This is a genomic window from Streptomyces sp. NPDC090741 (assembly GCF_044769045.1).
Lineage (GTDB): Bacteria > Actinomycetota > Actinomycetes > Streptomycetales > Streptomycetaceae > Streptomyces.
The window spans coordinates 127,528-144,431 of the sequence record NZ_JBIVXF010000011.1; the positions used below are offsets into that span (position 1 = coordinate 127,528).

Here is a 16,904-nt window from a genome sequence, read left to right on the forward strand (position 1 = left end):
ACCGCCTAGCGCGGCGTCTTGGCCGGAGCCTGCTGGCCGTGCCGCAGGTGCCCGTGCAAGGCCGGCCAGAAAGCCAGACCCTCCACTGGCCAGGATGCCAGTACCCCGGCGACCCTCCGGCCCAGTCCCATGGCGCGCTGCTGACGCGTCGTGGCCACCAGCCCGGGAAGGATGGGGTAGGCAGCCAATGCTGCCACCGTCGCGAGGCCGACCGCAGAGCTTCGCCCGCGAATCACCCGGTGGGATTCAGCCGCGATTCCCGCCGCGACCACCGCGGTGCTCAGTCCCCAGGCCACGGGAATCGCCAGGTGGCGAGCCCGCAGCAGCCGGACCTCCCGGTCCGAGAGGTTCAGCAGGCCCTGGGTGCGGCACCACTCGACCGTGATGCCGAAATTGAGCAGGCCGCGCAACCAGGCGGTCTGCTGCAGCACGAGATCGCGGGCGGTACGGGGGACCTCGGCGATGTCTCGGCTCATCAGCAGGCCGATCGGCTCGCCCGCGAGGCGGGCCACCCAGCCCAGCAGGAGCCCGTCGGCGTAGGCGTAGCGCGGGAACCCGCCGATGAACTTGAGGAAGTCGCTGCGAATGAACTCGCCGTGTCCGAATGTCGAGTACGGCGAGGTTCTCGACCACACCGTGTCACCGGGCAGTCCCCGTGTGTTGCGGGATGCGTAGTGCGACAGGGTCCACCAGGTCTGCAGCACGGCGTTCCCCGCAGCCACCTTCCCGCTGCCCTCGCGGTCGGGGACCACGTAGTCGACGAGCTGCTGGAACAGGCGCACGTCCGGCGTGGCGGCGATCTGCTTCCGCAGTTCGTCGAATGTCTCCGGCTGCGGCCGCGAGTCGGCGTTGTAAACCCCGATCCACAGCGACTCCATCTCCGCGGCCGCGGTGAACCGCTCCCGCGCCCACTCGACCGCCAGATCGAGCTGGGCCGCACGGTAGGGGCACACCTCCTGGCAGTGGAGCAGCACGAGAGGGTCCGTCCCGGCTCCGTCGGCGGCGAGCGCCTTCTCCAGCAGGGCGTGGGTGGTCTGCCCGGCCTGATCCGACTCCTTGACGGTCGTCACCAGGACCACCGCGTCCACCGTCTTGTCCAGCACGAGGCGGCGCCAGAAGCGGACGGTGTCCGCGGCGAGGTCGGTCTCCTGGAACATCGGCACGACGCACACCACCCGGGCATCGTCGGCAGCAGCCCCGGCCGAGGCCACGGGCAGCGCGTGCCGGGCGCGGCTACGCCGTACCTGCCGCCACTCCCGCGCCCGGCGCGCCACCAGAGCAGTCGCCAGCACGCCGACGGCCAACGAGGCTCCCGAGGAGCGCGTACGCGTATCCGATGCCATGAATGATCTCCTGACAGGTCAGTACCGCCACCACCCGGACGGGGGACGCGGTGATCCGGCGCCGCCGGTGAACGGCGTTGTGCCACACGAGGTTGGCCGCGACGGTACGGCCGACTGCAAGGGGTGAGTCCTGCCGGTAGCCCCGGTGCCACCACAGGACGGCGCGGGCCCGGCCGCTGCGCCAGCAGCGGATCATGTACTGCCGGAACGCGCTGGGATGATCGTGGTGGATGGCCATCCGCGGGCTGAGCACAGCCCGTTTGGCCAGGGCCAGGCGCCGGCCGAGCTCCACGTCGCTGTATGCGGGCAGCAGGGCATCGAATCCGCCGCTGCCGAGGAGCGCCTCGCGTCGGTAGGCGCAGTTGCCCCCGTTCACGTACGGGGCCCCGAGGACGTCCTCGGAGGAGGAGCCGTCGGTGTACCAGGCGCCAAAGGTCTCGTAGTAGTAGACCCCGTCGCGCAGCTGGCTGTAGAGGTTCGAGGGGGCGGTGGCGATCACACGTCCGCCGAACGCGGTGGAGCTGCGGTACTCGGCGCTCATGCGCAGGAGCTCGGGGAGCCAGGTGTCCGCCGGCACGCAGTCATCATCGAGGAAGGCCAGCAGACCTCCCCGGCTCGCGTTGATCCCCGTGTTCCGGGCGCGGGCGATGCCCAGGCGCTGCGACAGGACGATGACGCGCATGTCGTCCTCGACGCCGGTCAGCCACGGGTAGCGGGGGCATCCGTCCAGTACGAGCACGATCTCGTACGACGTCTCCGGAGAGGCGGCGAACTGTGCCCGTACGGCCTGGACCAGCCGCTGGCAGCCGCTGTCCCTGGCCGTGGCGACGATGATGCTCACGGCGGGAGCGCGTGGCCCGCTCTCAGCGGTGCTCACGACAGCAGTCCTTTCGAGATGAGGCACTCATTCAGTGCCCGCGCGGATGTGAAGGTGTGTCCGGTCATTCCGAGGGTCTCGCCAGCAGCCACCCAGGAGGGGGTGTCATCGACGTACAGCGCATCGGGGAAGTTGAAGCCGCCCAGCCGCGCCGCTTCCTGGTAGCAGTAGGGGTCGGGCTTGAGCAGCCCCATCTCGGCGGAGCCGAGCACCAGGTCCGCCACGTCCGCAACGCCGTGGAAGGCGAGATCAGCACGCAGTCGGCCGTTGGCGTTGGACAGAAGGACGACACGCACCCCCCGGTCCCTGACCTCCTCGAGGTCAGCGACGACCTCCGAGTCGAGCTCGCCGTGGTACTGGAGCCATTCCTCGACCGCCCCGGGCCCCACCAGCGCGCCCACCTCCTTTCGCCAGGTGTCGTGGTCGATGGCCCCTGCCATGGCCAGGCGGCCGGGCTGGGACTTCAAGACGGCAGGCAGGAGCGATCCTTCAGCCAGGCCGTGCCGGCGCTCGATTGCCTCGGCGACGCCCCGGTCGAACCTGATCAGCACATCGCCCACGTCGCAGAGCACGGTGGTCAAAACCTTCTGCGCCACGGAGCCGAACCCTCCCTTCGACCGAGCCGCCGGGCCCCCGTGGCCGGGGTGATCCGACCGCACTGAAGCCCTGCTTGCACCGGTCTGAAGAACCTTGCGGCGTGTGCCGCACGGGCTGTTCACCTCCACAGGACACCCCATAGACCTGTGGCACGGATAGGGCGCGCACTGTGGCGGATCGGACGAAGATGTGTGGCATCCCGTGGCGGGCTGTGGCGCTCCGCCCGGACGCACGTCATCACCGGCACAGGACCACCTCGCAGGCTTTTGCGCGGGGAGGACGAACCTGCGGGGAGCTCTATCCGGCCGGGCTGTGGAAAAGGGCGCGGCGCAGCCGCGGATCGTCCAATGAGTCGGCGGCGAGGTGGCAGGCAATCGTGGAGGTGGTGCCGTGAGGGACACCCACGACGTACAGGCCGGCCACATGCGCCGCGGTGGCGCCGGTAACGGAGTCTTCGAAGGCCCATGTCTGCACCGGGTCTGAGCCGAGTGCCTTGCAGGCGGCGAGGTAGACGTCCGGCTGAGGCTTCGGTTTGTGGACCATGTCGCCGCCGATGATGGCGATGCTGGTCAGGTCGAAGAACCTCTGCAAGTGGGCCCGCACGACGCTGGTGGGGGCGTTGGACGCGACAGCCAGTGGACGGGTGCCGGCCAGTTCGGCAACCAGCGTGACCGCGCCGGGCATAGGAGCGATGACCTCTTCGAGGTGGCTCTGCATCAGCTCGAGAGCCTGATGTGCCAAGACGGGTCCGGACCCGGGTTGGTGCAGCAGTTCGGCAAGAACCTGCCCGACCGCATCGAGGCCGAGGCCCCTGAGGCGGTCGCGGCCACCTGGGCCGAGCTCGGCACCGAATCGAGCAAAGAGCGCGTCGTACGCCAAGTCCCAGGCCCTCTCCGTGGTGATCAGAAGACCATCACAGTCGAAGACCACTGCGGATCGGGGACCGGGGGCGACACGGCTGAGAGCGGAGTGCTGCATCCGTTATCCATCCTCTGGTGGCGGGAGCGCATGACGCCCCCGTGGCCGACGACGAGCATGTGCCCGCCGGATTCGATACCGCGGATGACCGGACCACTAGGCGGCGGGTCGCATGGACCGGATCCGGTCTCGGAATTCGTCGGTGCCTGGGTGGCCCGGGAAACGCCGACGCAGGTCGAGATCGACCTGATGAGCACGGTCGAGGATGGACTCGACAACCCTGACGCCCGACAGGGCTTCCTGGCCTGCGCGGACAGCCTCGTCCGGATCACCCAGAGCAGCGTGGGCCAGAGCGAGATCAAGTTCAGTAAGGGCCAGGCGTGTGGGTGCAGCAGCCGGCGCGACCATCGAGCGGTAGAAGCCGATCGCGGCCGTCGCCGACTTGTGAGCCTCCTGCGGATGTCTCAGCCACAGAAACGACGAGGCGTGAAACGAGTCGACTGCCGCGCTGTCGAACCCGAAGAGCCCACTACGGCACCGGGGGAGTTCCGGACGGTACTCGTCGATCCGCCGCGCAGCCTCGTGATAGCCGTCCTCATTGCCCAGACGGGCGTGGACTCGGGCCAGTTGGGCCGTAAGCCGGTACACGGCTTCGCTCTTGCGGGGGGCAACGGCCAGCCCGCGAGTTGCGGCGGCGAGCGCGTCCAACGGCTTCCCGTTGTAGAGGGCATCGGTCGCGAGGACGTCTTCCGCCCATGCGGTCACTTCCGGTGCGTCGGCCTGCTGCCCGTGTGCACTCGCGTCGGCGGCGAAGGCCGTCACAGCGCTGTGATCACCCGTGTCGTGTGCGATCCAGGCCAGGACGACCGACAGCATCCCGGCGTGGCGCGCGATCTCACGGCCCTCGCGGAGCGTGTGGCGCCGGTGGTGCAGCAGTTCATGGGCTGTATGCCGATGCCTCATGGCCGACTCCCACAAGTCTCTCGGTGCGCGGTTGGGATAGACCGCAGTAAGTTCATGGACGGCCAGGTCAAGATCGGCGACATCGGACGCGGCCAGTTCCGAGGAGGTGACCTGCCGTGCGAAGGCATTGGCGACATCAACTGCACCGAGCCCGACTGGCGCGGCCAGAGCGCGCGGCAGTCCCAGGTCAGCAGGCTCGACCGCACATCCACGAAGCCTGGCAACCGTCTGGGCGAGAAAGGCCGGCAGAGGGTGCTGCGGCACCTGCCCGTCGTTGATCCAGTGGCCGATTCGCGTGCGATCCGGCCGAAGGTCGGGCCGTCCGTTTGCCCGTGCAGTCGTCCACAGTTCCCGCGCGAACTTTGCATAGCTGAGGCCGGTTTGTTGGACCCACCATCCCAACTTTTCGTTTCGGCGCTGTGCCGGAATCTGCGTACTCATCAGGTCCAAATCTCTCGGGAGAGGGCCACGCATCTGGACGGCTTGAATCGCGGCATGCGGCTTCACTGGCCTCTACCGACGGCGGTAGGCATGTCGGCCCGGTGACGGACAGGGGAGGCCCACAGGGCCAGGGCGGTCGCCACAAGGACGAGCGCGCCGGTGAGCAGGGTGGCCCATACCCCGACCGCGGCGGCGAGAGCACCCGCGGCCAGGGCGGCCAGGGGCCGGCTCCCACCGACGAACCAGACGGAGGTCTGCTGAACGCGGGCCTGGAAGGACGGAGGGCACATCTGCTGGCGTACGGTCCGCACGGTAGCGGTCGCGCAGGCGGCTGCTGCGAGCTGGAGCGCCCCGGCCAGAGACAGGATGACCAGCCATAGCGGACCCGGGTCTGCCAGGAGGAGGGGTACCTCCATCAGGGGGTAGACAGCGACGCTGGCGATCAGGACCGTCCCGGGCCCGAACCGGCCGACAAGGCGGGGTGATACGAGCGCTCCGACGAGGTATCCGGCCCCGGACATGCCCATGATCAGGCCGAGGCCGGTGGGGCCGGTCTGAAGGACGGTCAGCAGGTACCAGCCCGAGAAGACTGCGATCACACCAGCGCCGACGCCGGTCCCGGCCATACACAGAGCCAGAGGCCGCAGCAGGGGGTCCCGGGCGACGTAGAGAATCCCTTCCCACACCTCGGTGGTCAGCCTCGTAGGCCGCTCCCGTGCTGAAGGTGAGGGGTGGCCGGGTATCCGGCTCGTGCACCAAGCGGAGACCAGGTAGGAGATGCTGTCCAGCGCGAACGCCCAGGCGGCTCCGGTGAGGGCTACGACAGCGGTGCCCAGGTACGTCCCCGCGGTCGAGGCGGCACCGAGTATCGCTTCCTGACGTGAGATTGCCTGATGGAGCAGGGCCGGAGCCACGAGCTTCGGCAGGATCGCGCTTGCCGCGGCATGGTGGAGCACGGTGACGGCCCCCAGGAAGACCGCGACGACGTACAGGAGCGGCATGGACAGCGTCCCGGCCAGCGCGGCGGCTGGGACGGCCGCGACGAGGCCGGCCGCCGCCAGGTCGGTGGCGATCAGGAGGGTCTTGGGCGCGTAGCGGTCGGCGAGCGCTCCGGCGGGCAAGGCCATCACGAAATTGGGGGCCTGGATCAGTAGATACAGGTGTGCGACCTGCGCCGGGGTGGCTTGGAGGTGGAGGACCGCGAGCACAGGCAAGGCGACCGCATGCACGCTGGTCCCGATCAGACTCGCGGCATCGCCCACCAGGTAGATGCCGAACGTCCAGTCCCCGCGCAGCGATGAACGCGGGACCGGCCCCCCAGGGCCTGCGAACTTGGTGGGCGAATCAGTAACCAAGCGCCGCCCGTCGGGGCGGGGAAGGGGTGGCATCCGGATTCTCCCTCTCACGCCTGTGCCCGGCCACGGGTGTGTGCACCGCCACGGCCGCGCAGAGGGACATTCGCATCGGTGAGGAGCCGGTGGATCGTCCCGTAGGCACGGCCCGTTTCCTGCGTGATCTGCCTGATGGAACCCTGGCGCTCGTCCATGTAGGCGGCGACAACAGCTCGTACGAATGCCGTCCGCGCGTCGCCGGTCAGGCGCTTGCCCTTCGGGATGCGGGGCAGGCTGAGCTTCGGCTCGGTGTGTGATGGCTTCGCGGCGGCCCGGCTTGCTCTCGCCGGTCGGGGGGAACGGGTGACGGACATGGTCGGCTCCTGATCAGAGGGCTGTCTCGGGGTGCGCGAGGTCGAGGAAGCCCCCCACGTCGCGCAGGCGGTCGAGTACCGCTGCGTACTCGTCGTCGAAACCACTGATGTCGGCGCGCGACACGGCGACGAGACCGGCGCTCTTACCGCGGGCGATCCGGTCGAGGGCCGTGGCCAAGGCCGGGCGTAGTGCGGGGTCGGTGCCGGAGCCTGTGGTGTCGCAGATGACGCGGGCGACGTTCCATCCGCGAGCGCGAGCGGTCTGCTCCGCGAAGGCCGCCCGGACACCAGGCTCCTGTCCTGGAGAGAGCAGGACATAGACGTCTACGCACGGCCGGCTCCGAGCCTCCAGGACTGCCGCCGCGAAAGGGGCGAGCTGCGCCGTACGCCGCTCCAACAGGGCTCGCGCGCCGGCGGCCGGATCCCGTACCTGGCCGGTCAGACAGCCGCGCCGGGGAAGCGTCTCGGCTGTCACGACCCGCTCCGGTATCCGGCGGGGCCGCCCAGGCCGATCGATGTTGGTATGCGCAGGCTCTCGGCGGTGCGGAACGGCACCACGGCTGCGGCCGCGGTGCGCTCGCCGTGCGCCGCTGCCGTGAGCAGGGGCAGGCCGGAGGGGATCACGTAGAGGGCGAAGAGGAACTCGGTCAGGCGAGTGGTCATCAGCGTGAGCTCCCGGCCTGGTCGTGGGTAGCAAGATCAAGGATCGAGTCGCACATTGCGACGTGGCTGAACGCCTGTGGGAAATTGCCGACTTGGCGCTGCTGGACGGGGTCCCACTCCTCGGCGAGCAGCCCCAGGTCGCTGCGGAGCTCCAGCAGCCGCTCCAGGAGCGTGCGAGCCTCGTCGACGCGGCCACTCATCACGAGCGCGTCCACGAGCCAGAACGAGCAGGCCAAGAACGCGCCCTCGTCGCCCTCCAGGCCATCCAGCCCGGGCTCAGCGCCGATGGTGGGGTAGCGCAGGAGGAACCCGTCGGGGGTGGACAGCTCGCGCTGTACCGCCTCGATCGTGCCTTTAACCCGCGGATCGGTCGCGGGTAGGAAGCCCGTCTTCGGGATGAGCAGCAGCGACGCGTCCAACTCCTGGGACCCGTAAGACTGGGTGAAGGTGTTGCGCCGGGGGTCGTAACCGCGGTCGCAGACTTCGGCGTGGATCGTGCTGCGCAGCTCCCGCCACCGCTCCAGGACTCCGGCGTCTACGCTCGCGCCGCCAGACTCGACGAGTGTGATGGTGCGGTCCACGGCGGCCCAGGCCATGACCTTGGAGTGCACGAAGTGCCGACGCGGGCCCCGGACCTCCCAGATGCCCTCGTCCGGCTCCTTCCAGGCCGACTCCAGGTACTCGACCAGCTTCACCTGGATGTGTGCCGCGGTCTCGCTCGGGCCGAGGCCAGCTTGCCGGGCGGCATGCAGGGTCATGGCGACCTCGCCGTACACGTCGAGCTGCAGCTGATGGGCGGCCCCGTTACCGACCCGGACGGGACGCGAGCCCTCGTAGCCGGGCAGCCAGTCCAGTTCGATCTCGCCGAGGGACCTCTCACCGGCGATGCCGTACATGATCTGCAGGTTCTCCGGGTCGCCAGCCACCGCGCGCACCAGCCAGGCGCACCAAGCGCGGGCCTCATCGCGGTACCCGGTGCGCAGCAGGGAGGAGAGGGTAATGGCGGCGTCACGGAGCCAGGTGTAGCGGTAGTCCCAGTTCCGGACCCCGCCGATCTCCTCCGGCAACGAGGTGGTCGGCGCGGCGACGATCCCGCCGGTGGGGGCGTAGGTGAGGGCCTTGAGGGTGATCAGGGATCGCAGGAGTTCGTCGCGGTAGGGGCCGTCGTAGGTGCAGTGCGAGCTCCACTGCGACCAGAACTTCTCCGTCGCCTCCAGGGCCTCGCTGACGTCGAGCATCGGGGGCGGCGCCTGGTGGGAGGGCTGCCAGCTGAGGACGAAGGAGACGCTCTCGCCCGCGCGGACGGTGAAGTCGGCGTACGTTGTGGCGTCCTGGCCGTATGTGGTGGCCGTGGTGTCCAGCCACAGAGAGTCGGGTCCCGCGACAGCGTGGAGGCGGCCCTCGTTGGTGGTGGTCACCCAGGGCACGATGCGTCCGTAGTCGAACCGCATCCGCAGGGCGCTGCGCATCGTGACCGCGCCGGCGATGCCCTCGATAATGCGAACCGTCTGAGGGGTGCCGTCGCGGGGCGGCATGAAGTCCGTGACGCGGACCTGGCCGGTGGGGGTGTCCCATTCGGATTCGAGGATCAGGGTGCCGGGCAGGTAGCGGCGCCGGGCTGCCGACGGCGCGGGCCTGTTGTTCGGGTGGGCGGGGCCGATGCGCCAGAAGCCGTGATCCTCAGTTCCGAGGAGGTGTGTGAAGACCGCGCTGGAGTCGAATCGGGGCAGGCACATTGAGTCGATGGACCCGTCACGGCTGACCAGCGCTGCTGTCTGCATGTCGCCGATCAGTGCGTAGTCCTCGATGGGCGCGGGCATAGGGCAGTCCTTCTGCGGAGCACCGACCAGCCCTTGGAGAAGGGGGTCGACGCGATGAACGTGCGGGCGGTAGTGCTGTGCTGGTTCGGTAGGTTCCGGCGGCCAGCCGCGGGCCTTGCTGGCCGGGGGCGGTCAGCGGGGCATCTCGGAGGCGGTAACGAAGACCACGAGAAACACCAAGAACACCGCGATCCGGTACCGGTTGAGCGTCGAGATGCGCCGTGTGCGCTGACGAGCGCGCGGCGGCCGCTGCGCGTTAAGCAACGGCAGGGAGCGCGGCATGGGCGTGCCCGCGGAGGAGTTCAACCGCTTCGAGAACGGTGTCGACGGTGTGGTCGGGCTCGGGTGAGGTGGACGGCCGCTCTCGGCCTCCGGAGATCCACACCGTGCGAAGCCCGGCCTGGCTGCCACCCGACACGTCCGCGTCAAGGTCGTCGCCGACCATGAAGCCAGCGCTGGTGTCCAGGGCGTCCAGGGCGATGCGGTACAGGTTGTGGTCCGGCTTGCGGATCCCGTACTCCCCGGAGATCACGACGGCTTCGAAGAGGTCGTCGAGGCGCGCGGTGCGCAGCTTGAGGCGCTGCGTCGACGGGTCACCGTTGGTGATCACGCCCAGACGCCATCCGCCGTTGCGCAGCGACCGGATCGCGGTGCAGACCTGCGGGCGGTGGGGGACGAGTTGGGCGGACCGCTGTCGGTACTGGGCGTGGAGGGCAGCGATGGAGGTCGTGATGTTGTGGCGGGTCTTCAGGTCTGCGAAGAACGCGTCCCGCTGGCCAGCACAGCGGACCTCGGCGTCCTCGACCTCGTGCTGGGGGATGCCATAGCGGGCTGCGAACTCCTCGGCCCACCGGCGGAAGCTGGTGGCGTGGTCGGTGAGGGTGTCGTCCAGGTCGAAGAAGGCGATCTTGGGTGCTGGCATGGCGGGCGGCTCCAGGAGGCGGACATGGGCAGGCGGAGAGGCAGGGGCGTCGTCCGGGCGGTGCCGGGCGGCGATGTCGGCGAGGACGGCGTGAAGAAGGAGCGGAGCGGTGTAGATCGGGCCGTCGCTCCAGCGGATCCATCCCTCAGCGGTCTGAGGCTGCGGGGCGGGGGGCAGGGTGAGCGTGGCTCCGGTGCCGAAGTAGCGGACCGGCGCGGGCCATGTCGGCTTGCCAGACTGCTCGGGGAGGAAAAATCCCCAGGAGTCGTCGTGGGTGAAAACCGTTCCGACCGCAGCCAGACCGACCAGGTTGTCCAGGCGGGCGACGGCTTCGCGAGCGTGGCTCGGGTCGACGAGTACGACGTCGAACCCGTCCAGCAGCACCGGACCGGGCCCGGCCAGGGTGAGCGTGTCCGCCAGGAGGTCGGCCCCGCCCTTCGCTGCGTGATCGTCGGGGACGTTCATCGAGGACTCTCCGATGGGGATGTGGGCGACGCCCGGTGTGCCTGGGCACGCCACCGGGGGGTGGTGATGGTGATGAGTGCTGTCGTGAAGCCGCGCAGAACGTGTGTCTGGCTGCGGGAGGGCGTGCTGGCCGGGGACAGGGTGGTGCAGTGGTCGGCAAGTGCTCGCAGCAGAGTGCGGGCCTGCATGAGCGTGAGGTGGCCGCCCGGGCACGCGTGGGATCCGGCGCCGAGCGAGAGGTGCTTGTCGGCTCCGGGCCGCCGCATGTCGAAGGTGTCGGCGGTCAGCCCCCACTTGCGGGGGTCACGGCCGGCGGAGCCGATCAGCAGCCACACCCGCTCGCTGGCCCTCAGCTGGACGCCGTCGAGAGTGACCGACTCCGTCACGAGTCGGCCGAGCCCCTGGATCGGGGCGTCGCGCCGAACGGCCTCATGGAAGGCCGCCTCCGCACACGCCGGTTCCACCCGGAGGCGGCACCAATGCTCCGGGTGACGGGCGAGCTGGACGATCGCACCGGCCAGCCCGAGGACCGTCGACTCGATACCGGCGGTCGCGTACGCGACGGCGAGCGGTATGGCCTCATCGTCACAGATCTTCCCCGCATCGACGGCCTGGAAGATGGTCTCCATCCATGACCCGCGCCGCACGCTGCCGCGGGTAACGGCACCGTTGAGGACCGCCAGCATCGCCCTCTCGGCGGGCGGGCCCAGCACGTCGGTGGCGGCGCAAGCAGTCGTTATCGCCTCCAGCACCGGCACGCGAAGGTTCTCGGCCAGGCCCATCAGGTCCATTACCGCGCCGGCGGCCATTGCGCGGGACAGCGCGACAGCGTCGAAGCCGCCGTCGACGCAGTGCTCCAAGACCAGCCGCCGTGCCCGGTCCGCAAGCTGTCTTTGCAGGCGGGCTACGGCGCTGGGACGAAGCCGATGTGCCAGGACCTGGCGCATCCGCGCGTGCTGCTCACCGTCGAACGGCAGGATCGCCCCCGCCAGCGGGGTGAGGACTCGCTCGCCTTCCGCGCGGAAGATGTCGGCGGCGGCCAGGACCGAGCGGACCTCGTCGTAGCGGGGGATCGCCCACACGCCGTGGCGTTCCAGGTAGACCGCTGGCCCCATGCTGCGCATCGCCTCGTACACCGGATACGGGTTCTCGAGCGCCCGTTCGTCGAGCAGGTCGAGGGAGGAAATGGGGGCTGTCGCGGGCATCGAGATCTCCGGTGGCGTCGGTCAACAGGCGTAGGGCTGACTGCAGAGGCGGGTTCCGCCATCAGGTCGGGTCCCGGGGTGACCCGGTAGCGGGTCGGACGACCCCAGCTCCGGGGCGGTGTAGCGGTGCCGGTCCCGTACGGCGGCGTCAGGTCGGCCGTACGGGACCGGCGGCTCTAAGGGATGAGTGCCGGCGGAGCGATCTGGAGGGGAGGCGAAGGCGCATTCGTGGCGAGCATCCGCACTCCGCTGTGTGTGGAGGATGTTGTCGCGTAGTTCACGTCTTGCCGCCTTGCCGCCTGCCGCCTGCCGCCGGGGGCTCGGGTGCTTCGGAGGGTGCTTCGCGGACGTAGATGCCGCGGCCGTGCGGGCCGTTGGGCAGGCTTTGCAGGTGCCGGGTGCTGATCAGGGATCGGCAGGCGCGGCGCACCTGGGCGACGGGGACCTGGCAGTCGTGGGCGATCAGGCCCAGCGGCAGAGCCTGGCCGGGACGGTAGCCATCGGCCGTGATCCGCGCCCGAATGTGGGCGGTAATCTCAGCGTCGTCAGGGTGTGCCTGTCCCGGCCCGAGGTAGATCGCACCTTCTTCGATGACTGCGATGTCGCCGCGGTGTTCGAGGACGGCGAGCGCGGCGGCGGTCAACGACTCCGAAAAGCCCAGCGCGGAGCCCAGTTCCCGTGCGATCTGCGACCGCGAACGGGAGCGCACCCGCTCCGTGCCGTTCCCGGGGTGGACGTGACGGCGCAGCGCGACGACAGCGATGGCGAGCTGTCGGGTGCGGGCAGGGGAGTTCTTTTCAGCGGGTGCGGGGCGCCCGTGCCGGGCGCTCGGACCGGCGTCGTGCCTCGTACGCGCTTCCGGTCGATCGAACATGTTGTGGTCCTCTCCGAAGTCGGGGCCGCACCGGTTCGCACCGTGTGGGTTCGGGCCCACCGGTCCCGCCTGATGGGCTGTTGGGCCGGGAAGTGGTGACCGCCTCGGCGCCACGCTCGCTGCAGTGGCGCCGGGGCGGTGGCTTTCAGGAGCGGGCCGCCTTCGGGGCAAGGGCTTCCGCGTGGGTGGCGCGTGGCGTGGGTTCCACCGTGTGCTGGGCGGCGGGGGCTTCCACACCCGGGGGACGGCTGGGGGTCGGTGCGGAGGGCCCCGCCGGTGCTCCGTGATCCCGTTGCGGTGAGGCGGGCGGGCGGAGCGGGGATCGGTCCGGCGCACCTCCCGTGTCCCCCGGGGGATCGGCCGGACCGTCGGCCGCGGTGTGGGGGGCGGGCCGGAAGAAGGCGGCGAAGTCGCCGCGCGGGCCTGGTGCGGGGGCGGAAGCAGCTCGGGCGGCGGCCTGAGCGGCCTCGGCGGCGTGCACGGCGACGGCGCGGGGCAGGTCGGCGAGGGCTGCCATCAGTACGCGGGGTGCCACCAGGTGGGTGCGCTTCCATGGCGAGAGCCAGTGAAGGCCCGGACCCTGGTGGCATGAGGGCGCCGGCAGGTGCACGGTGCCTCTTCCGTGGCAGGCCGTGAACGGGTACGCCCAGGTTGCGGCAGTGCCGGGCGGGACGGCCCAGTACAGCTGGGCGTGGTCGGGGTCGGCGAGGACGGGGCCGCACCCGTGCGGTTGCTGCATCGCGTGCACCGCCTGACGCAGCAGCTCCGATTCGGGCACCCAGGGCGTGACTACCAAATCGAAGGTGTCCGGCTGTCCCAGCCTGACCGGAATCGGCTCCAGGTAGGCCCTGACCCGAGCGTGCAGGGTCCGGCGCCATGCCTCGTCGTCTTCCTGGTCCGCGGTCACCGGCGGGACGGAGGAGAGGATCGTCGTCATGCCGCACCTGCTAAGGACGAGGTGCCCGCGTACGGCAGGGGGCACAGCCCGCGCGGGTCGCTTCCGCGAGGTGCCGGGTGGTGCGGGGATGCTGCCATGACGTGGGCTCCCACGGACATGTTGTAGGCGGAGGCTTGAGAAAGCCGGGGCGGCGTCCCGGTCGGCATGCCACGTCGGGCAGGCGGGCTGCGGAGCCGGAGAAGTGCTGGGCCCGAAGTCTGGCGTCCGCGGTGTGACGTAACGAGTGCCCTATCCATGTCATGTCGGGTCGTGTTCGGACACAGCCGTGTCATGTGGCCCGCCGGGCCGGATCTGAGGCCAAAGGGACTGTCTGAAAGCCGAGTTGCTGATCTAGCGTGATGATGTCCGGCAGGTGCCGGTCCGTGCGGGAGAGGTGAGCGGGAATGGAAGATTCCGAGCGGACGCTGTTCCAACAGCTGATCGCCGAACGCGGTTGGCAGGACTACGAGCGGTTCCTGCCCCGCTTCGAACAGGCAGCGAGAGACCTTGCCGACCTGGAGGGGCCGGCCGCCCTGGCCACGGTCACCATCGAGAAGCGCCAGTTCCTGCGGTGGGCCCACAACGACGTGCGGACCCTGCCCCGTCGCGAGGCGCGGCGAGTACTGGCCCACCTCTTCCGTCCCTTCGCCGTGGAGATGCTCTTCGCTCCGGCCAGAGCGGCCGAGGACGTTCCCGCAGCGGTCCGTGCTGGACAATGCGGAACGGAACACCCGGCCGCGATGGAGGACGCCGTGACGGCAGCAGCCGAGGAATCCGCCGGCTTCGCGGCCCGCGTCGAGGCCAGCAACGTCGGACCGCACACCATGGAACAGCTCGAGGCCGACCTCCGGCGGATCGTCACCACCTACCCCAACAGGCCCGTGGGCCCCCTGTTCGAAGAGGTGCGGGCCTTGCGTGACCGGGTCTTCGAGAAGCTGGAGGGCCGCCAGACCCCCAGCCAGACCCGCGACTTGTACATGGCGGCGGGTGTCTTCTGCGGGGTCCTGGCCAACGCCTCCTTCGATCTGGGCAGGTACTCGGCCGCGGAGACCCAGGCCCGCACCGCCCACATGTGCGGCGAACTCGCCGGTCACAACGGCCTGCGCGTCTGGGTCCGTGGCCTGCAGGCCCTGATCGCCTATTGGGACGGCCGGCCCGCAGACGCGGTCCGCCTGGCGGAGGCCGGCCGCGGGCTGGTCCCGGAGGAAGGGACGGCCCACATCCGTCTCGCCAGCATCAGGGCCCGCGCGCTCGGCCAGCTCAACCAGCCCACCGCGGCACTGGCCGCTCTGCTGGAGGCCGACGCCATGCGCGAGCGGCTCGGCGACGCGGATGATCTCCCCGGCGGCATGATGGCCTTCCCCCGGGAGAAGCAGCTCTTCTACGCCAGCAGCACCCACCTGTGGCTCGGAGGCAACGAACACCTCAGCGACGCCGAAGCCGAAGCCGACGAAGCCGTCGAACTGTTCGCGAGCGCGCCCCCCGAGCAGCGCCGCCTCGGCGAGATGTCCCTTGCCCGCCTCGACCTGTCGCTGGCCCGCCTCGGCCGCGGAGACGTGGAGGGAGCCGCCCACCAGGTCCACGACGTGCTCCAAGTCCACGCCCGGCGCGGCACGGAGAGCGTCCGCAAGCGCCTGGGCCACCTGCAGCGCACACTCAGCGCACACCCGGCAGCCACGAGCCCCACAGCCATCGGCCTGCGCGAAGCCCTCGCCGACCACCATCAGCACGACCCCCTGTCCCTGCCGCCCGGAGGAACCCGTTGACCACCATCACGCTGCTGCACCCAGGGGCGATGGGCGCACCGCTCGCCTCCTGGGCCGTCGCCAACGGCCACACGGTCTTGTGGGTGTCCGAAGGCCGCAGCCCGGCGACCCGCGACCGTGCCGACAAGGCCGGACTGTCCGAACGCCCTGACCTCGCAGGCGCGCTGCGTGAGAGCGAGGTCGTCCTGTCGGTCTGCCCGCCGCACGCCGCCGAGGACGTGGCCCGCTCCGTCGCCGAGCACGGATACACCGGCCTCTACATCGAGGCCAACGCCATCAGCCCCGCCCGCCTGGACGCCATCAGCTCGCTCCTTGGCCCCGCTGTCGTCCTGGACGGCGCGATCATCGGCCCGCCCCCTGCCAACGGCAAAGAGGCCCGGCTCTACCTGGCCGGCGCCGAAGAACACCAGGCGCTCACGCGCGGCATCTTCGGGGGCACCGCCGTGAAGGTCCGCGACGCGGGGCTCCGGGCGGGGGCCGCCTCGGCCCTGAAGATGGCCTTCGGCGGCTACCAGAAGGCGGCCCGCACCCTCGCGGCCGTCGCCCACGCCCTGGCGGACGACCACGGAGTCGGCGACCTGCTCGCCGAAGAGGCCCGCGCCATGCCCGCAGCCATCCTCGCCGACCGTGAATACATTCCCAGCGTGGCCGCCCGGGCCTGGCGCTGGGCCCCGGAAATGCGTGAAGTCGCAGACACCCTGGAAACAGCCCGCCTGCCATCGCACCTCGCCCACGCCGCAGCCGAGACCATGCGCCTCTGGGACGCGGACAAGGACCGCAGCGACCTCACGCCGGGCGAGGCGCTCGCCCACCTCCACGACACCGCCACCGCCACCGCCCCGACCCTTCACCCCGGTTAGGCGCTCCGGCCCGGCCGGGCGGTGGGCTGCGGTCTCACCCGTACCCGCGATGTTCATCGGGCACCTGCGGACCTTGGTTCCGTACCGAACACCTCTTGCGGCGCCTTCCAGCCGTGCATGCCCTGGGGTGCGCCTCTCGGGATTTCCGGCAGGACCAGAGCGATGAACCTGTCGTGAGCCCGAACCTGATGGAGCTGATCTCCGTACTCCCCCAGGTCCGGGCTGATGTGCTCGAACGCCGGAGCGAGCAGTCCGTCCGCATGACCTGCCATCACCCGGTCCAGAGCGATCCGCAGCTCAGTACGCTCCCCAACGGGGCCGGGCTCGCACCGATCGGTGTAGGTCTGGGGGTCCACGAGCCAGCCCCGTCCCGCCGCCCACCGGGACAGCGCGACGTGGCCATCTACCCGCTCGGGCGGCGAGCAGATGTATCTGACCACCCGCGGCGGGTGACCGCGACGGCGCACGGCCAACACCACCGATTCCTGCTGGCGGTAGCGCGAAGCGGCGAGCGCCGGCAGGTGGTCACCCGATGTCATCCCCTGGCC

General features: G+C 70.2%; 17 protein-coding genes. 2 read left to right on the top strand and 15 right to left on the bottom strand.

All coding sequences use genetic code 11. The annotated features are described in order from the left end of the window. Nucleotides 1-5: 5 nt before the first annotated feature. The 14 genes from ACIQU4_RS27985 to ACIQU4_RS28050 all read right to left on the bottom strand — a co-directional run bounded on the left by ACIQU4_RS27985 (nt 6) and on the right by ACIQU4_RS28050 (nt 13,730). Nucleotides 6-1,343 (bottom strand): hypothetical protein, encoded by a 1,338-nt coding sequence (locus tag ACIQU4_RS27985; protein ID WP_403736199.1) that lies wholly within the window; start codon nt 1,341-1,343, stop codon nt 6-8. Then, nucleotides 1,234-2,220, bottom strand: a complete 987-nt coding sequence (locus ACIQU4_RS27990) for a glycosyltransferase family 2 protein (RefSeq protein WP_403736202.1) — start codon at nt 2,218-2,220, stop codon at nt 1,234-1,236. Before ACIQU4_RS27990 ends, ACIQU4_RS27985 begins: the two co-directional genes overlap by 110 nt. Beyond that, nucleotides 2,217-2,816 carry an HAD family hydrolase gene (locus tag ACIQU4_RS27995; protein WP_403736205.1) on the bottom strand — a complete coding sequence of 200 codons (600 nt, stop codon included), beginning with the start codon at nt 2,814-2,816 and terminating at the stop codon, nt 2,217-2,219. Before ACIQU4_RS27995 ends, ACIQU4_RS27990 begins: the two co-directional genes overlap by 4 nt. A 298-nt stretch (nt 2,817-3,114) precedes the next feature. Then, a complete protein-coding gene (locus ACIQU4_RS28000; protein ID WP_403736207.1) occupies nt 3,115-3,795 on the bottom strand; it encodes an HAD family hydrolase in 681 nt (226 codons plus the stop codon). Between the two features lie 96 nt (nt 3,796-3,891). Then, complete coding sequence (locus tag ACIQU4_RS28005; protein ID WP_403736210.1) at nt 3,892-5,139, bottom strand: hypothetical protein; 1,248 nt, start codon at nt 5,137-5,139, stop codon at nt 3,892-3,894. A 62-nt stretch (nt 5,140-5,201) separates the two neighbouring features. After that, entirely contained in the window at nt 5,202-6,527 is a 1,326-nt protein-coding gene (locus ACIQU4_RS28010; protein ID WP_403736213.1) for an MFS transporter, read from the bottom strand. A gap of 14 nt (nt 6,528-6,541) precedes the next feature. After that, a complete protein-coding gene (locus ACIQU4_RS28015; protein ID WP_403736216.1) occupies nt 6,542-6,844 on the bottom strand; it encodes a helix-turn-helix domain-containing protein in 303 nt (100 codons plus the stop codon). Between the two features lie 13 nt (nt 6,845-6,857). Further along, nucleotides 6,858-7,319 carry a recombinase family protein gene (locus tag ACIQU4_RS28020; RefSeq protein ID WP_403736219.1) on the bottom strand — a complete coding sequence of 154 codons (462 nt, stop codon included), beginning with the start codon at nt 7,317-7,319 and terminating at the stop codon, nt 6,858-6,860. Beyond that, nucleotides 7,316-7,507, bottom strand: coding sequence for a hypothetical protein (locus ACIQU4_RS28025; RefSeq protein WP_403736221.1), 192 nt, complete (start codon nt 7,505-7,507; stop codon nt 7,316-7,318). Before ACIQU4_RS28025 ends, ACIQU4_RS28020 begins: the two co-directional genes overlap by 4 nt. Beyond that, nucleotides 7,507-9,327 (bottom strand): glycoside hydrolase family 15 protein, encoded by a 1,821-nt coding sequence (locus ACIQU4_RS28030; RefSeq protein WP_403736224.1) that lies wholly within the window; start codon nt 9,325-9,327, stop codon nt 7,507-7,509. Before ACIQU4_RS28030 ends, ACIQU4_RS28025 begins: the two co-directional genes overlap by 1 nt. Nucleotides 9,328-9,583: 256 nt before the next feature. Continuing rightward, nucleotides 9,584-10,714, bottom strand: coding sequence for an HAD family hydrolase (locus ACIQU4_RS28035; protein ID WP_403736227.1), 1,131 nt, complete (start codon nt 10,712-10,714; stop codon nt 9,584-9,586). Further along, on the bottom strand, nt 10,711-11,919 hold the full coding sequence (locus ACIQU4_RS28040) for a cytochrome P450 (protein WP_403736230.1): 1,209 nt from the start codon (nt 11,917-11,919) through the stop codon (nt 10,711-10,713). Before ACIQU4_RS28040 ends, ACIQU4_RS28035 begins: the two co-directional genes overlap by 4 nt. Nucleotides 11,920-12,196: 277 nt before the next feature. Then, entirely contained in the window at nt 12,197-12,793 is a 597-nt protein-coding gene (locus ACIQU4_RS28045; RefSeq protein WP_403736233.1) for a hypothetical protein, read from the bottom strand. A 145-nt stretch (nt 12,794-12,938) separates the two neighbouring features. Then, nucleotides 12,939-13,730, bottom strand: a complete 792-nt coding sequence (locus tag ACIQU4_RS28050) for a hypothetical protein (protein WP_403736236.1) — start codon at nt 13,728-13,730, stop codon at nt 12,939-12,941. 404 nt (nt 13,731-14,134) lie between these two features. Here ACIQU4_RS28050 and ACIQU4_RS28055 point away from each other — a divergent pair, with 404 nt between their 5' ends. Continuing rightward, nucleotides 14,135-15,496: a hypothetical protein gene (locus ACIQU4_RS28055; RefSeq protein WP_403736240.1), complete on the top strand. Its 1,362-nt coding sequence runs from the start codon at nt 14,135-14,137 to the stop codon at nt 15,494-15,496. Further along, nucleotides 15,493-16,356: a DUF1932 domain-containing protein gene (locus ACIQU4_RS28060; protein ID WP_403736243.1), complete on the top strand. Its 864-nt coding sequence runs from the start codon at nt 15,493-15,495 to the stop codon at nt 16,354-16,356. Before ACIQU4_RS28055 ends, ACIQU4_RS28060 begins: the two co-directional genes overlap by 4 nt. Before the next feature lie 53 nt (nt 16,357-16,409). On the opposite strand, the gene ACIQU4_RS28065 is transcribed toward ACIQU4_RS28060, so the two are convergent. Continuing rightward, on the bottom strand, nt 16,410-16,895 hold the full coding sequence (locus ACIQU4_RS28065) for a hypothetical protein (protein WP_403736245.1): 486 nt from the start codon (nt 16,893-16,895) through the stop codon (nt 16,410-16,412). Nucleotides 16,896-16,904: the final 9 nt, after the last annotated feature.

Bases quoted from the DNA above. Each gene is read 5' to 3' on its own strand.
- ACIQU4_RS27985 (WP_403736199.1), bottom strand. From the start codon at position 1,343: ATGGCATCGGATACGCGTACGCGCTCCTCGGGAGCCTCGTTGGCCGTC.
- ACIQU4_RS28065 (WP_403736245.1), bottom strand. From the start codon at position 16,895: ATGACATCGGGTGACCACCTGCCGGCGCTCGCCGCTTCGCGCTACCGC.
- ACIQU4_RS28055 (WP_403736240.1), top strand. From the start codon at position 14,135: ATGGAAGATTCCGAGCGGACGCTGTTCCAACAGCTGATCGCCGAACGC.
- ACIQU4_RS28010 (WP_403736213.1), bottom strand. From the start codon at position 6,527: ATGCCACCCCTTCCCCGCCCCGACGGGCGGCGCTTGGTTACTGATTCG.
- ACIQU4_RS28035 (WP_403736227.1), bottom strand. From the start codon at position 10,714: ATGAACGTCCCCGACGATCACGCAGCGAAGGGCGGGGCCGACCTCCTG.
- ACIQU4_RS28050 (WP_403736236.1), bottom strand. From the start codon at position 13,730: ATGACGACGATCCTCTCCTCCGTCCCGCCGGTGACCGCGGACCAGGAA.
- ACIQU4_RS28015 (WP_403736216.1), bottom strand. From the start codon at position 6,844: ATGTCCGTCACCCGTTCCCCCCGACCGGCGAGAGCAAGCCGGGCCGCC.
- ACIQU4_RS28030 (WP_403736224.1), bottom strand. From the start codon at position 9,327: ATGCCCGCGCCCATCGAGGACTACGCACTGATCGGCGACATGCAGACA.
- ACIQU4_RS28025 (WP_403736221.1), bottom strand. From the start codon at position 7,507: ATGACCACTCGCCTGACCGAGTTCCTCTTCGCCCTCTACGTGATCCCC.
- ACIQU4_RS28005 (WP_403736210.1), bottom strand. From the start codon at position 5,139: ATGAGTACGCAGATTCCGGCACAGCGCCGAAACGAAAAGTTGGGATGG.
- ACIQU4_RS28000 (WP_403736207.1), bottom strand. From the start codon at position 3,795: ATGCAGCACTCCGCTCTCAGCCGTGTCGCCCCCGGTCCCCGATCCGCA.
- ACIQU4_RS28040 (WP_403736230.1), bottom strand. From the start codon at position 11,919: ATGCCCGCGACAGCCCCCATTTCCTCCCTCGACCTGCTCGACGAACGG.
- ACIQU4_RS28045 (WP_403736233.1), bottom strand. From the start codon at position 12,793: ATGTTCGATCGACCGGAAGCGCGTACGAGGCACGACGCCGGTCCGAGC.